15 protein-coding genes are annotated in these 15,764 nt (G+C 42.7%); 12 read left to right on the top strand and 3 right to left on the bottom strand.

Annotated features, from left to right (window positions below):
• Positions 1 to 64 precede the first annotated feature (64 nt).
• Both B9T29_RS08760 and B9T29_RS08755 read right to left on the bottom strand, forming a co-directional pair.
• Positions 65 to 1,522, bottom strand: coding sequence for a sensor domain-containing diguanylate cyclase (locus B9T29_RS08760; RefSeq protein ID WP_086175549.1), 1,458 nt, complete (start codon positions 1,520 to 1,522; stop codon positions 65 to 67).
• A gap of 193 nt (positions 1,523 to 1,715) precedes the next feature.
• Entirely contained in the window at positions 1,716 to 2,504 is a 789-nt protein-coding gene (locus B9T29_RS08755) for a hypothetical protein (protein WP_086175548.1), read from the bottom strand.
• A gap of 182 nt (positions 2,505 to 2,686) precedes the next feature.
• Here B9T29_RS08755 and uvrB point away from each other — a divergent pair, with 182 nt between their 5' ends.
• The 4 genes from uvrB to B9T29_RS08735 all read left to right on the top strand — a co-directional run bounded on the left by uvrB (position 2,687) and on the right by B9T29_RS08735 (position 8,223).
• Positions 2,687 to 4,711 carry an excinuclease ABC subunit UvrB gene (gene uvrB, locus B9T29_RS08750; protein ID WP_086175547.1) on the top strand — a complete coding sequence of 675 codons (2,025 nt, stop codon included), beginning with the start codon at positions 2,687 to 2,689 and terminating at the stop codon, positions 4,709 to 4,711.
• Between the two features lie 118 nt (positions 4,712 to 4,829).
• Complete coding sequence (locus tag B9T29_RS08745; RefSeq protein WP_086175546.1) at positions 4,830 to 5,417, top strand: lipocalin family protein; 588 nt, start codon at positions 4,830 to 4,832, stop codon at positions 5,415 to 5,417.
• Positions 5,418 to 5,566: 149 nt separating this feature from the next.
• Complete coding sequence (gene rarD, locus B9T29_RS08740; RefSeq protein ID WP_086175545.1) at positions 5,567 to 6,496, top strand: EamA family transporter RarD; 930 nt, start codon at positions 5,567 to 5,569, stop codon at positions 6,494 to 6,496.
• Between the two features lie 269 nt (positions 6,497 to 6,765).
• Positions 6,766 to 8,223 (top strand): glyceraldehyde-3-phosphate dehydrogenase, encoded by a 1,458-nt coding sequence (locus B9T29_RS08735; protein ID WP_086175544.1) that lies wholly within the window; start codon positions 6,766 to 6,768, stop codon positions 8,221 to 8,223.
• Positions 8,224 to 8,385: 162 nt separating this feature from the next.
• On the opposite strand, the gene B9T29_RS08730 is transcribed toward B9T29_RS08735, so the two are convergent.
• A complete protein-coding gene (locus tag B9T29_RS08730) occupies positions 8,386 to 9,237 on the bottom strand; it encodes an SDR family oxidoreductase (RefSeq protein WP_086175543.1) in 852 nt (283 codons plus the stop codon).
• A 118-nt stretch (positions 9,238 to 9,355) separates the two neighbouring features.
• Between B9T29_RS08730 and B9T29_RS08725 the strand changes: the two genes are divergently transcribed.
• The 8 genes from B9T29_RS08725 to B9T29_RS08690 all read left to right on the top strand — a co-directional run bounded on the left by B9T29_RS08725 (position 9,356) and on the right by B9T29_RS08690 (position 15,469).
• Entirely contained in the window at positions 9,356 to 9,730 is a 375-nt protein-coding gene (locus tag B9T29_RS08725; protein WP_086175542.1) for a winged helix-turn-helix transcriptional regulator, read from the top strand.
• 257 nt (positions 9,731 to 9,987) lie between these two features.
• Positions 9,988 to 11,202, top strand: a complete 1,215-nt coding sequence (cgtA, locus tag B9T29_RS08720; RefSeq protein ID WP_086175541.1) for an Obg family GTPase CgtA — start codon at positions 9,988 to 9,990, stop codon at positions 11,200 to 11,202.
• A gap of 29 nt (positions 11,203 to 11,231) precedes the next feature.
• Positions 11,232 to 12,365, top strand: coding sequence for a glutamate 5-kinase (gene proB / locus B9T29_RS08715; RefSeq protein ID WP_086175540.1), 1,134 nt, complete (start codon positions 11,232 to 11,234; stop codon positions 12,363 to 12,365).
• A gap of 178 nt (positions 12,366 to 12,543) precedes the next feature.
• Positions 12,544 to 13,698, top strand: coding sequence for a tyrosine-type recombinase/integrase (locus tag B9T29_RS08710; RefSeq protein ID WP_086175539.1), 1,155 nt, complete (start codon positions 12,544 to 12,546; stop codon positions 13,696 to 13,698).
• 2 nt (positions 13,699 to 13,700) lie between these two features.
• Entirely contained in the window at positions 13,701 to 14,693 is a 993-nt protein-coding gene (locus B9T29_RS08705; RefSeq protein WP_086175538.1) for a hypothetical protein, read from the top strand.
• A gap of 31 nt (positions 14,694 to 14,724) precedes the next feature.
• Complete coding sequence (locus B9T29_RS08700; protein ID WP_086175537.1) at positions 14,725 to 15,009, top strand: helix-turn-helix transcriptional regulator; 285 nt, start codon at positions 14,725 to 14,727, stop codon at positions 15,007 to 15,009.
• Positions 14,982 to 15,245: a hypothetical protein gene (locus B9T29_RS08695; protein WP_143223879.1), complete on the top strand. Its 264-nt coding sequence runs from the start codon at positions 14,982 to 14,984 to the stop codon at positions 15,243 to 15,245. The genes B9T29_RS08700 and B9T29_RS08695 overlap by 28 nt, the downstream gene beginning before the upstream one ends.
• The gene (locus B9T29_RS08690) at positions 15,242 to 15,469 is read left to right on the top strand and encodes a hypothetical protein (RefSeq protein WP_086175535.1); all 228 of its coding nucleotides are present in this window, start codon (positions 15,242 to 15,244) and stop codon (positions 15,467 to 15,469) included. Before B9T29_RS08695 ends, B9T29_RS08690 begins: the two co-directional genes overlap by 4 nt.
• Positions 15,470 to 15,764 lie beyond the last annotated feature (295 nt).

Below are 15,764 nucleotides of genomic sequence, written 5' to 3'. Positions count from 1 at the left end.
CATATAAAAAGCCATGGTCAGACCATGGCTTTTTTATTGCTGTATAACCCGGTGTTATGAATCTTTAATCCGAGCTAGAAAGCTGACTGCGTCTATCATGATTCTGATAGTAATTCTTTTTCTGACGATACATGTCCAGGTCAGCACGCTTAAGCATATCTTCAATCCGTTCGTGCTCAAAATTTGTCGCATGACCTATAGACAGGCTGATCGGCTGATTGGCATAAAATTGATTATCGACCAATAAAAGCTCATGCAGACTTTGCAAACAATTTTGTAAGGCGGCTTCATCTGCACCCGGTAAAAGGACTACAAACTCATCTCCGCCAATACGTGAAGCTGAATAGCGGGTATGTTGAATCAGCTGGGTAAGAATGTTACCCATACGCCGTAATAGACTGTCACCTGCATCATGTCCCTCGCTGTCATTCAGCTGTTTTAATCCATTTAAATCCATAAAAATACATGAGACTGGACGTAATATATTGCGTTCCAGCCGGTTCAGTTCTGCTACATAAAAAGAACGGTTGTACAGTTTGGTGAGTACGTCGTGTTTGCCTAAATATTCCAGATAATGTTCAGCCTTTTTGCGTGCGGTAATATCAGTCAGGGCAACCTGTACAATGCTCCAGTCATCCAGATAATCTGGAAATACGGTAAATTGCAGCAGCACATGGCGAATGCTGCCATCAATCGCGTAATTGACCGCTTCACGTTGATGATGCAGATGACCGTTCCACAATTCAATCAATTGTTCCCGAAAAGTTCGAACCATTTCCTCAGCAAAAACAATATGAAGATTTTTTAATAAAATATCTTTGCTCGGGGCACCAAACAGGTCGAGTGTGGCTTGATTGACATCAATGACTTTAATTTCCTTGATGCATTCAATGACAAATTCATTATGCACATCCAGAAAAGTTGCAAAATCTTCAATGCCTAATTTACGCAATTGATCCAATTTAATTTTAATACGACTGAAATCTTCTATCCACAGTGAGGTTGGAGAATAAGTAAAGCGTGCCTCTGCCATATGACGGCTTCGTTCTTCTCTACGGCAGGCTTCAGTGTAATGAGTGATATCTTCTGTGGTAATTAATACCAAGGATAAATCCTGTTCATGTTGCGGCAGTACAAGGCCTTTGAGCTGGATATCCAGGCGCTTGCCATTCAAGGTATAGTTTACTGCGGGATTGGAAAAACGGGTTTCACCATTCCACAACGCAACAAGTTCGTGGATATGGGTTTTTGTCATGTCTTCTTTAAAGACTAATTCCAGGTTTTGCGATAAATGTTCAAAGTCTTGGGCTTGATAAAGTTCAAGGGTTTTAGAATTGACCTTTAATAATTTAATTTTTTTTGCGCATTCAAGAATACGCGATTCATCTTGTTGCAGGAAACTGAACAGATCTTGCACGCCCTGACTACGCCAAAGATCAAATTGTTTTTTGATTTCACTATAGTCTTCCAGCCACATGGCAACGGGAGAGAGTTCAAAAAAGGGGGAGTTCAGCATGTCCATTCAAGACGCTCATTATTTTTTAGAATTTAAGTATCAAGTATATGATGTAAAAAATGATTTTAAAATAATATGATAAGTAAAATAATATGTATTTTTAATGAGCAGGGTGTCTCAAAATAAAAAATCAGGCGGATAAAAAAAAGCCAATTCAGGAACTGGCTTTCAAGATCGGTTCTATGAAATAGATTAAAGCTTAGCGGCTGGCTCTACGGGCCTTGTTTTCTGGTTTGGGCGGAGAAATTTCACGTTCACCTTGCCAGACATCCATAAAGTCTTTTTCGTTGATATTGTAGAGTTCCAGCAAGGCCAGAATCACTCCGCCAAACATCATTGAACCTTCTGAATGGTCTTGCCAGTCAAAAATCTTGCCGTTTAGCACATGCAAAATGTCTGAAATTTCAAAACTACGATCACGGCCATTGCTATCGGTTGGGTAGATTTGGGTATTGAGAATAATGCGGGCGGCACTTTTTTCATTTTCTGACAAATCTAAACAGGCAGTAATATCTTCATCTGGAGAGGAAAAAATAACCTCATCAGTAAATACCGTTCTAAGAAAATGACGGGTCAGTTTGGGTAAGGCTCTTTCTACAAAAGGGCGGAAAGAAATAGGAAAAATCACATTATGTGAAATACCCTTAAACATTGGGGCAATTTCTTCGGTTTTATAGCCGGCAATGCCGCAACCCACCGAGGTAATGAAATAGGTCATTTTCGGATGGTTTTTGGTATAAATCTTGAAGTCATCAATATAGTGCTGAATTTGCGACAAGGGCATTTGCTGCAAATGCTCATTCATAGTTGGAATGGCATAACTTTGACCCGACCAGCCACGTCCTACGCCTTGCATTGCACCAAAATGTTGCAGGGCAGTACGCGCAGCCCCACCTGCATGGTTTCCTGCCATGTTGCTGCCAAAGACAAAAACGCTATCTTCCGGTAGATTTTTGACAATACTTTCGTCATGGTAATGGTAAGTCATAGGCTTTATTGTGATCACGATGCTTTGTTTCATGTTGCTATTGAATGCGCATGCGGTCAAGACAAAAATGCTGCAATTTTCTCAATATAAGGACAGCACTAAATATCGGAACATTGATATTGAATGTTGAGCTTTAACCCTCATATTATTGAAACTGCATTATTGTATAGAAGCTGAAAAATATGTCGGATAGTCATCAACCTTTTGAATTAGTGACCAGCTATCAGCCCGCGGGTGATCAGCCACAAGCCATTGAAAAATTAGTCAAGGGTATTCAAAAAGGCTATCACGACCAGTTGTTACTCGGGGTAACCGGTTCGGGTAAAACCTATACCATGGCGAATGTGATTTCCCAGTTACAGCGTCCGACTATTGTTATGGCGCATAACAAAACCTTGGCTGCACAGCTGTATGGTGAATTCAAGTCATTTTTCCCGAATAATGCGGTTGAATATTTTGTCAGTTATTATGACTATTATCAGCCTGAAGCTTATGTGCCTTCTTCCGATACCTTTATTGAAAAAGATTCCGCCATTAATGATCATATTGACCAGATGCGGCTTTCGGCAACACGGTCATTACTAGAACGTCGTGATGCCATTATCGTGGCTTCGGTTTCTGCAATTTATGGTCTGGGTGATCCGAATGCCTACATGAGCATGTTGCTACATATTGTACAGGGTGACCGGATCAGTCGTGATGACATCATTCGCCGTCTGGTTGAAATGCAATATACCCGTAACGAGCTGGAATTCTTGCGTGGTACTTACCGTATCCGCGGTGAAATTATTGATATTTTCCCGGCCGAGTCGGATCAGGATGCCATTCGGATTGAACTCTTTGATGATGAAGTCGATTCCATCCGCTGGTTTGATCCTTTAACCGGAAAAATGGTGCGTAAAGTACCACGGGTAACGATTTATCCTAAAAGTCATTATGTCACTCCAAAAGACAATCTGACCCGTGCTATTGGCACCATTCGCGAAGAACTTCAGGAGCGTTTAGGTTTCTTTCGGGCCAATGACAAATTGCTGGAAGCACAGCGTATTGAACAGCGTACCCGCTATGATCTGGAAATGATGCAACAATTGGGCTATACCAACGGTATCGAAAACTATTCACGACATTTATCCGGTCGGCCGGCAGGTGAAGCACCTCCGACATTATTTGACTATATTCCGGATGATGCCTTGCTGATTATTGATGAATCGCATGTAACCGTTCCGCAAATCGGTGCCATGTATAAGGGTGACCGTTCGCGTAAGGAGAATCTGGTCAATTATGGTTTCCGTTTACCGAGTGCGCTGGATAACCGTCCAATGCAATTTGAAGAATGGGAACGCATTATTCCATCAACGATTTATGTCAGTGCAACCCCGGCAAAATATGAACTGGAAAAATCGCAGCAAATTGCCGAACAGGTGGTTCGTCCAACTGGGCTGTTGGATCCTGAAATTGAAATTCGCCCAGTGCTGACTCAGGTCGATGATGTGCTTTCAGAAATCAATATCCGCAAGGAACTGGATGAACGTGTTCTGGTCACGACCTTGACCAAACGCATGGCGGAAGACTTAACCTCGTATTTGAAAGAATACGGCGTTAAGGTGGCTTATCTGCATTCAGACATTGATACCGTAGAACGTACCAAAATTATTCATGAGCTGCGTAGCGGTGTGCATGATGTACTGGTCGGTATTAACTTGCTGCGGGAAGGTTTGGATATGCCAGAAGTGTCACTGGTGGCAATTCTGGATGCCGATAAAGAAGGTTTCTTGCGTTCTGAGCGTTCACTGATTCAGACCATTGGTCGTGCGGCGCGTAATGTGAAAGGTAAAGCGATTTTGTATGCCGACCGGATCACCGATTCCATGCAAAAAGCCATTGATGAAACTGATCGGCGCCGTGCCAAACAGATTGAGTTTAATACCCTGCATGGTATTACACCACGAAGTACCAAGCGTCAGAATAACCAGGATATCGATACCGGTGAAGTGCTGACTGATGATCAAATTGACGAGAAAATCTCGGATCAGGCCCGTGCTTTAAGTGCCGATGAACGCCACATTTTGGCAGACCCTAAATTGCTGGTAAAACATTTGTCCAAACTGGAAAAAGAGATGCTGAAAGCCTCGAAAGAATTGCAGTTTGAACAGGCAGCGCGACTACGTGACGAGATTGTCCGCTTGAGAGCTCAAATGCTCAGTTAGTTGGATGATTTTTATTGCAAAATCATTACATAACGCTACAGTATGAAGCAGTCGAAATCGTTACTTTTAAATGTATAAGCATTTTAAGAATTTGAAATTTTGACTGAAAGGTACTTTTATGACATCCAATAATCTTCCAAAAGCAGGCTATAAAATAGCAAAAATTGCCATAGGTGGAGCGGTATTATTGGGGCTGGGTATGGCTACCATGGCCTATGCACAAACCAAGCCTTTAAAAACGGTCGAAAAGCTCGAGCTGGATAAATATCTGGGTGTCTGGTATGAAGTGGCACGTAAACCTTTATATTTCCAGAACAAGTGTGATCGTGATGTCACTGCGACTTATACCTTGAACGAGAATGGCAATGTTGCTGTAGACAACCGCTGTTACAGCAAAGATGGTAGCCTAAACCAGTCTATTGGTGAGGCTTTTGTGCAAAATGCACCGTTTAATAGCAAATTAAAAGTGAGTTTCTTGCCTGAAGCGATCCGCTGGTTACCTTTCGGTCGCGGTGATTATTGGGTGCTTAAACTGGATGAAAACTATCAGACGGTATTAGTCGGTGAGCCGCGACGCAAATACATGTGGGTATTGTCACGTAGCCCGCAACCTGATCAGGCAGTTGTCAACGAATATTTGGAATATGCCAAGTCGGTGGGTTATGACGTGGGCGATGTGATTCATACCAAGCAGACCATGAAATAGCAGACTGAATATTTAACAAAAGTTCAAAACCATGCTTAGGCATGGTTTTTTATTTGCTACTATAGCCTGACTTAAAAAAAGATGAATGATCCATTATTCTGGGATCATTCGGTATGCGCATGAAATGGATAATATCCTTGAGGTAAAAGATGTATAAAGGCTTGGTTTTGTCGATATTGGCATCTGTTACTTTTGGGGTGTTGTATTTTTATAGTCAGTTTTTGAAACCTTTTGATAGCGAACAAACTTTTGCCTGGCGGATGCTGGTGACGCTGCCTTTTTTAACCCTGTTTATGTACTGGTCTGGTGATTTGCAGCATATTTCCCAGATTTTTAAACGTATGGTTAAACAGCCTGTATTTTTGATCTGGCTGATTTTTAGTTCCATTTTGTGTACCACACAGTTATGGCTGTTTCTGTGGGGGCCCATCAATGGCCGTGGCTTGCAAGTTTCACTGGGTTATTTCTTATTGCCTTTGGTGATGGTGCTGGTCGGTTGTGTACTTTATAAAGAAAAACTATCGAAATGGCAGCTGGCAGCTGTGATCTTGGCCATTTTAGGGGTAGGACATGAAATCTGGCGTATCGGCAGTATCGCCTGGGAAACGGTTTATGTCGCTTTAGCTTACCCCTTATATTTCTTTTTACGCCGTGTCTTTAAAACGGATCATCTGGGTGGTTTCTGGTGGGATTTATGCCTCATTTTGCCGGTGGCCTTTTATTTGGGCTTTATTCACAGTGACACCTTGGGTGTGATGGGATCTTTCCCGCATCTGATCTGGGCCATTATCGGTTTGGGCTTTTTAAGCGCACTTGGACTGGGCAGTTATATTTTGGCCAGCCGTTATCTGCTTTTTGTAATTTTTGGCTTACTCAGTTATCTGGAACCGGTGCTTTTGGCCTTTGCTTCAATTGTGCTGGGTGAGCGGGTTGAGGCAGGGGAATGGCTCACTTATATTCCCATCTGGATTGCCGTTTTATTGTTGGTGGTAGAAGGTACAATTCATATCATCAAACAAAAGCGTAAACAGCAGGCGCTGAATCAAAATGTAGAAAACTATCAGGATCGTTTGAAATAGACTCCATTTGCTAAATTGAATAAAAACTTAGGTGGTTTGATTAAACAACATGTAACAAAAAAGTTTTTAAAACCACAAAAATTGCGGTTTTAAAATTTCAAAAGCAAAATCATTATAATAATTACAACTATTTTGTAAATTTATAGTGAATATATCGTAAAAAGCGCATTGAAAATTCAGCTTTCGATTCAAAGTTGCTGATAATTCCTTTACAATTGCCGGGTTTTGAAATTTATGCCTAGATATACAATTAATTAGAGGACGTATCTGTGAGCAAAGACACTATCATCGCCCTACATGCAGAGCACCAAGGTCGCTGGAAAAACCGTGAAGAAATCGCGGAACGTATGATTGCACTTATTGGTCAATTATATCGTGAAAAAAATATCGTGACTTCTGTATACGGTCGTTCTTTAGTTAACCGTTCAGTAATCCAAATTTTAAAAGCTCATCGCCGTACACGTGTGATGGATGTTGAGCTTTCAGTGGTTCACACTTTCCCGATTTTAGAAGCTTTAGCTAAAATTGAAAATATTGGTTCAGCAGAAATTGATCTAGGTAAACTTGCTGTTGAATTCAAAGAAAAAGGCGGCGATGTAGACGCTTTTGTTGCTGATGCAGTGAAATCTTTAGCAGGTAGTGCGAAGGCTGTAGAAGGCAAAGATGTTGTTCTTTACGGTTTTGGTCGTATCGGTCGTATTCTTGCTCGTTTAATCATTGGCCAATCAGGTTTGGGTCGTGGTTTAAACCTTAAAGCGATCGTAGTACGTAAATCATCTGATGGCGATTTGGAAAAACGTGCTTCATTGTTGCGTCGTGACTCAATTCACGGTCCGTTCCAAGGTACAATCTCAGTTGATGAAGAAAACGAAGCAATTATTGCAAACGGTAACTTCATTAAAGTGATCTATGCATCTAGCCCAGCTGAAGTGGATTACACTGCTTATGGTATTAACAATGCATTGGTGATTGATAACACGGGTAAATGGCGTGATGCAGAAGGTCTTGCTCAACATCTTCAATGCCCAGGCGCTGCACGTGTAATCTTGACTGCACCTGGTAAAGGTGACATGAAGAACGTTGTATTTGGTGTGAACCAAGCCGACATTCTTGATGAAGACACCATCATCTCTGCTGCAAGCTGTACAACGAACGCCATCACTCCGACACTTAAAGTGTTAGAAGACAAATACAAAGTGCTGAATGGTCACGTTGAAACAGTTCACTCGTTCACGAATGACCAGAACTTGATCGACAATTACCATAAAGCTGACCGTCGTGGCCGTGCTGCGACTTTGAACATGGTTATTACTGAAACTGGTGCTGCTAAAGCTGTTGCTAAAGCGCTTCCTGCACTTAAAGGCAAGTTGACGGGTAACTCTGTACGCGTTCCTACTCCAAACGTATCACTTGCTATTCTTAACTTAACGCTTGAGAAAGAAGTAGATCGTGAAGAAGTGAACGAATACATTCGTCAAATCTCGATCAACTCTAACCTTCAAGGTCAAATTGGTTATACCAACTCGACTGAAGTTGTATCTTCTGACTTTATCGGTTCACGTACTGCAGGTGTATTTGATGCGCAAGCAACAATCACTTCAGGCAACCGTTTAACTTGCTACGTTTGGTACGATAACGAAGTGGGTTATAGCTGCCAGGTATTACGTATTGCGGAACAAATGGGCGGCGTAAGCTATCCTAAGATTCCTACTGAAACAAATGCATAATTTGTAAAGTAGTACGAAAAAGAGCCTTATTTGAGGCTCTTTTTTTTTGCATTAAAAAAATTGGCAGATGCCTTGCTTTGCCGAATATTTATAAGGTCTCTCGACACCACTATAAAAATCCCCCTGAGCATACAGAGGGATAAAGATAAAGGGCAGTTAAATTTAAAGCATTGCCTGAACTGATGCTTGTATTGGCGTTGTTGGATGCTTGATCAGCTGTTGCAAATCTTTGCGATCGCTAAACATAGCACCTTTTGCGGTTTGTACATCTGCATCTACAATCACTTCGACCAAGCCCGCGGGCAAACCAGCCTGCATCAGGGCTTGTGTATATTCTTCAGCACTGAGGTTTTGGTAGTTTACCGTTTTACCCGAGGCTACCGAAATATAGCCCGCTAAATCCGCAAGGCTAAAACTGCTTGAGCCTGCAAGTTCATAGGTTTTGTTTTCATGCCCTGAACTTGTTAATACTTTGGCTGCTGCCTCTGCATAGTCTGCCCGAGCTGCGGAACTGATTAAACCGTTTTGTGCTGCGCCGAATAAAGTTCCGGTTTCAATGGTGTGGGCTAAGCCAGCCAGGTAGTTTTCGCTATACCAGTTATTGCGTAAAAAAGTATAGTTTAAACCGCTCGCCTTAATCAGGCTTTCGGTTTCACGGTGTTCCTGTGCTAAACCTAAAGGAGAAGTATCTGCATTGAGTAGACTGGTATAGGCAATATAAGGAATGTCTGCTTGTTTCGCTGCTTCAATCACGGCTTGATGCTGTGGGGTGCGGCGGCCAATTTCATTGGCTGAAATCAGTAAAAGTTTATCAATGCCATGTAAAGCCGGTTCTAATGTTTCTGGCTGATCATAATCAAAATGACGCACTTCAACCCCTTGATCTGTCAAAGCCAGGGCTTTGGAGGGTGTGCGAACCAAGGCGACAATATTTTGTGCAGCGGTATTTTTTAATAAAAACTCAATGACGAGTTGACCAAGTTGACCTGTTGCACCTGTGACTGCAATTTTCATAACATGAACCTCTGGATTTTGATGAATAAAGGTACTTGATGGCTAAATCTTAATCTGTTAACTTACTAAATGTAAGTACATACTAAAAAGTAAGCTTATTACCCAAAGGAGAGAATTGATGACAGCCTACGCAACCAGTAAATTATTAGGTCAAGTTTTATCCACAGCATGTCCATCACGAGAAATATTGGAACATCTGGCGAACAAATGGTCGGTATTGGTTTTACGCTGTTTAAGTGATGGGGTACATCGTTTTAGTGAGCTGAAACAGCGCATTGAAGGGGTGAGTGAAAAGATGCTGTCGCAGACGCTGAAAATGCTGGAACAGGATGGTTTTATTTTACGTACGGTCTATCCGGTGGTGCCACCCAAAGTGGAATATCAGTTGACCATTTTAGGTTCGCAAGCTGCAGAAAAAATGAATTATCTGATTGGCTGGATTGAAAAAAGTTTGCCTGAGATTCTGGAGAATCAGCAACGCGTGGCAAAATAAGTTAACTGGGGTTTTGGCTAGGCTGCTGTCAATGAAATTGGGATGCCCGATATTTAATTTGGGTGATCTCAATAGTAACGAGCACTCAATTTTATAAATGCTCTGATGCTCCTCAATTTTATCTGTAGAGTTAAGCTATTCTTCCAGAAAAACAATAAGCTGAACGAAATTTATAGTATTGCTGAATAATTCTATTCGAGAAATCCTTTAAAATATGGCAGAATATGGGGTTTTAAAGTTTTTAGAGGATTGGCAGCATGCGCTTTGTTGATGAAGCAGTCATTACCGTAGAGGCTGGCGACGGTGGCAATGGCGTAGCCAGTTTTCGCCGTGAAAAGTTCGTACCATTTGGTGGTCCAGATGGTGGTGATGGTGGTCGTGGCGGCAGCATTTATATTCAAGCCGACGACAATACAAGCACCCTTGTAGATTATCGTTATACACGTAAATTCCGTGCAGAACGTGCAAAAAATGGTCGCGGTGCAAACTGTGCAGGCCGTGGCGGTGAAGACACCGTATTATTGGTTCCAGTTGGAACTACCATTGTAGATACAGAATCTGGCGATATTATCGGTGACTTGGTTTCTAATGGCCAGCGTGTAATGGTGGCAGCAGGTGGTGAAGGTGGTTTGGGTAATACCCACTTCAAATCTTCTACCAACCGTTCACCACGTAAATGTACCCACGGCGCCAAAGGTGAATACCGTGAAGTACGTTTAGAACTTAAAGTATTGGCGGATGTTGGCTTGCTAGGGATGCCTAACGCAGGTAAATCGACCTTTATTCGTGCAGTTTCTGCTGCAAAACCAAAAGTTGCAGATTATCCATTTACCACCATGGTGCCTAATCTGGGTGTGGTGGATGCCGATAGCCATCGCTCATTTGTGATGGCAGATATTCCAGGACTGATTGAAGGTGCCTCTGAAGGTGCGGGTCTGGGCATTCGTTTCTTAAAACATTTGGCACGTACCCGTATTTTGTTGCACATTGTCGATGTTCAGCCGATTGACGGTTCAGACCCGGCGCACAATGCCAAAGCAATTTTGAATGAGTTGAAAAAATTCTCCCCAACCCTTTCCAAATTGCCAGTGGTACTGGTGCTGAACAAGGTTGACCAGCTGGCCGAAGACACGCGTGAAGAATGGTGTAACCATCTTCTTGAAGAAATGCAGTGGAATGGTCCAGTCTTTAAAACTTCAGGCTTAATGTCTGAAGGGACCAAAGATGTTGTGTATTACCTGATGGATGAAATCGAGAAACAACGTGAACTCGAAGCTGAAGATCCAGAATACGCAGCACAATTAAAAGCATTCCGTGACCAGCTTGAAGCTGAAACACGTGAACAAACCATCGCAGCAAAAGAAGCGTATCGCGAGATGCGTCGTCAACAACGTCTTGCCGGTATTTTGGGCGATGACGATGATGATGAAGACGGTGATGATGGTGAAATGGAAGTGTACTACGTACGTTAAGCTCTGAAATATGAGTAACTGAGGACAAGATGATAGAAGTGGTAGATGGGCAACGTCAGCTCAAGGCTTGTAAACGAATCGTTGTTAAAATCGGATCATCTTTACTCACAGCAAACGGAACAGGGTTAGATCTGGATGCAATTTCGCATTGGGCGAAACAGATTGCAGATCTGCACAATGCAGGGCATGAGATTATTCTGGTGTCTTCCGGTGCTGTGGCTGAAGGTATGGTGCGAATGAAACTTGAGAATCGACCCACCGATCTACCCAGTCTTCAGGCTTGTGCTGCCATTGGTCAAATGGGGCTGATTCAAACCTGGTCAAGTGTTCTGGAAAACCATTCCATTCAAACGGCTCAGGTTTTGTTAACCCATGATGACCTGGCAGACCGCCGTCGCTATCTCAATTCATGTGATGCCTTACAGAATCTGATTGACTGGCATGTAGTTCCAGTCATCAATGAGAATGACACGGTATCGACCGATGAAATCCGCTTTGGTGATAATGATACCTTGGCTGCCATGGTGGCAGGTCAGGTACATGCCGATTTGCTGATTATCCTGACTGATCAGCAAGGCATGTTTGACTCAGACCCACGGTCTAATCCGAATGCCAAACTGTTCCATACCGTGCGTGCACTGGATGAGAGCCTGTTTGACATGGCCGGCGGGGGCGGTAAATTTGGTCGTGGCGGTATGCTGACTAAAGTCCGTGCTGCGCGTCTGGCGGCAAAATCGGGTTGTCCAACCCTGATTGCCAGTGGTGAAAGTGATAATGTCTTGGCACGTTTAATGTCGGGTGAGTTGTTAGGAACCTTGTTTATTACTGACAATGACCGTATTACCGCACATCAGCAATGGCTCGCTGCGCACTTACAAACGGCTGGCCGTTTGGTGCTGGATGATGGCGCAGTTAAAGCGATTAAAGAAAACCATCGCAGTTTACTTCCTGTGGGAGTGAAAGCTGTGGAAGGTCACTTTGAGCGCGGTGATGTGGTGGAATGTGTGGATACACAGGGTCATCGCATTGCTGTTGGTCGTGTTAACTTCAGTTCGCGTTCAGCTGAAATTGTCAAAGGTCTGGCATCGGATAAAGTGCATCAGGTTTTGGGTGAAGCACGTTCGCTTGAGATGATTCATCGTAACCATATGGCGATCTATTAGGAAAAACATACAACAACGATAAATGTGAAATTCGTTTGAAAAGCATTGAAGTATATGGGTTTTACTGTTTCACGAGTGTTTTACAATAACTTGGAAAGACATTGAAACACCATGAGGAGGGAGGTTAGACTGGAGGTTATTAGTCTAACCTCTTTTTTATTGTCAGGTATTAACCTCCATGCTTAACAAACAACAGATTGATGCTTTAAAGCCGAAGGATAAGCTGTTCAAAACTAGTGATGGCGATATGCTTTATATCTTTACGTCACCGGCCGGTCGTAAGTCATGGAAGGTGCTTTATACCTTTGAGGGAAAGAAAGGCACTATAACCTTGGGCGAGTACCCGATTGTTTCAATCAAAGATGCGCGGTTGAAGCGGGATGCGATTAAGGCGCAGCTTGCTAACGGAATCAACCCCAATCAAGAAAAGAAACTTGCCAAGCAGAAACGACTTGTCAGCATGAACTTTGGAGAGTTACTTGGGCGATACCGTGAAGTAGTTACGCCTACTCACAAAGGCGCAAAACAGGAAAAGAGCGTTATTAATAGTTACATTCGTGACTTTCCCAAGCTAATGCTTAAATCGGTAAGTGAGCTTAGTCGGTTGGATATGATCGAATTTAGGAATGAAAGACTGAGAAAGGTTAGTGAATCAACCGTAGCAAGGGATTTAGGTGTTCTAGGTGGTGTATTCCGTTACGCACGACAGGAATTAAGGATTATGTCCGAATCACCATTGACGGATGTTGCTAAACCTCGACAGGCAGAGAGTAGAGAGAGACGTATTTCCGAAGCGGAAATAGATCAGATTTTAAAAGCATTCAGTTACCACCCAACATTTCAGCCAATCAATAAAAAGCAGCAGACCGCTTGGGCATTTTTATTTGCTATCGAAACGGCTATGAGAGCAAGTGAAATCACAGGGCTGACGTGGGCGAATGTCTTTGATGACTATGTACTGCTACCGGATACGAAAAACGGCACTTCGAGAAAGGTGCCTCTTTCGACCAAAGCAAAAGAAATGCTAGAACTAATGCGGGGCCTCAATAGCGAAACGGTTTGTACGCTTACAAGCGCAAATACACTTTCACAATATTTTTGGCAGGTTGTAACCGAGAAATTAAAAATAGAGAACTTAACTTTTCACGATACACGACACGAAGCGACTACACGTTTAGCGCAAAAGTTACAGATTCAAGACTTGGCCAAAGTTACGGGACACAAGGATTTAAAAACACTTATGCGGTATTACAACCCAACCGCAACAGAATTGGCCGACAGAATTAACCAAGCCGATGAACCAAATGTAATTAGATTCAAGAAGGCACAATAGGTATGGCACACCTGAAAATTGATGAGGCAATCAAAACGATCAAAGCCAAAACCGGCCAGACTTTAACGTACCGTGAAATAGCGCGATTATGCGAAATGCGAGAGCTACAAGTATGTTTTAAATGGTGGGCGGGCAACTGTCATTTGAGCATAATTAGCAACGACGAGCGCTTTGATCTGGTCTCGGAAGTGAAATTGATAGGAATGCGGGGTGCTAAATTTAGTGAGGAGTTATACCTAACACCATCCTATCACCACGAAGATGCTGTATTTCGTGCGATTGCGAACAACTCCAAAGACCTAGTAGGAGTACAGATTGCACGGGGATTATACGGCAAGCAACGCGAGTTGCTTTTGATGCAAGACGTTAGTGATCACTATCTTTGTGAGATTGAATCAGAATACAGGAACGGTTGGCAGCTATTTAAATCGCCAAAACGCTTCTTTGAGTTTGAAAGGGAAGATGGCGCATTTGCATCATATACAATTACGGTTGATGACTTACTGATCACTGATAACTCATTGAGCGTATACATAGCCAAATCAACAGCAAAGTCAGCGGTTCTAGTTGAGGTTATCGATGAACATAGCGACCCAGCGAGTCACACCTTACGCATTGCTACTCAAATCATGGGCATCATTCCATCCGAGCATCATGCCGCTGTAACCAAAGCAGGGTTGGCAAAAGCAATTCTCGACAATCTTAGAGGAATGGGGTACTCCAAAAAAATTAAAAACGATAAAGGAGTCGCAGAGGTGGAGAGTAAAATTATAAGAAGTGTCGGACGCTGGATAGATAAAGCAAAGCCGAGTGGAGGGTGGGGCATGAGGGATGTGAGCGGCGAAATCGGGGCTCCAACAAAAGATGAGCAAAAACAATCCAGAACTTTAATCAATGATGCCGTTGCTGTCTTATTTGGGTGTGACAATAGACAAAATTATTTATTCAGCAACTCGGATTTTGGTCGTATATTCAAAATTAAAGCATGTTCATAATCGCAACATACAAGCACATAGAGACACGATTATGAACGCTGCACAACAACTGCCAAGCTTCTTACAAGTGAAGCACTTAACTTCATCCAAAGCATTGCCAGCAAGAACCTACATAACTAAAACAGGCGAAAACGTTGGCAAGGTTTGTGTTAAGCGTGAACAGCCAGCACGTAATGGCTTATTGCCGATCACTGCCAAGACACTATGGACTTGGGTTAGAGAAGAAAAATTCCCAAAGCCAATAAAAATGAACGGGGTGACTGTTTGGAATTTTGACGACGTTGAAAAATGGCTCAAATCACAGGCGGGGAAATAACCGTGATGAATTTACTGACACAATGGCAAGCAGCCGAATTGCTCGCAAGTCATCTAAAAGGCAATGCTAAAAAATGGTATGGATTTTTGACTAAAAATAGCCGTCATCATGCAAACCAGAGCAACGGTTACAAAATCACAACCCATGTTGTAAATGGCAAGCTGGCATATACCGAAGCTGCCTTACTTGAGTTTGTACGTGTAACTCTGACACCACATAAGGAAATCATCAAGTGAATCAAATCCATAGCCTAAGTGATGAAGATATTAACGAGATTGCATTGAATATCATTGAGGAAAACGATGGCGATTTTAATTTAAAGACAGAGGTGGGCATTGATGAAGCGTGTCGTTACGCCGTTGACCATTACGAGGTTGCGGGCTTTGAGCTTAAGTATGCAGGCATCAAGCGCGAACTCAACCGAAAAATAAGAGCGTTAAAAGAACTCAAGTTGATGTAACCACAAACGAACGGATATTAAAAAGGGGGGGCACTAAAAATGCCCCCTTTAATTTAGGAATCAATCACGATGAGGCTAACTCCCAAACAAGTCGAGATATTGCAAAAGGTTGAAAGTGGCAATCTAGATGGTTCATTAGTCGACCTTACACAGCTCCGGCAATCGCTGAGCTATACCGCAACTAAGCAAGCGGTTTTATGCAGCATTAATCACCTTGCTAAACGGGGTCTAATAGAGCGTACGGGGCGTGAAATAAGAAACGGCTCTCTTATGTACCACACTTGCTATTACAAGC

The organism is Acinetobacter sp. ANC 3903, assembly GCF_002135315.1.
Taxonomy (GTDB): Bacteria; Pseudomonadota; Gammaproteobacteria; order Pseudomonadales; family Moraxellaceae; genus Acinetobacter.
Note: the sequence above shows the minus strand (reverse complement) of the source record. Positions and strands in the feature narration are given on the sequence as shown.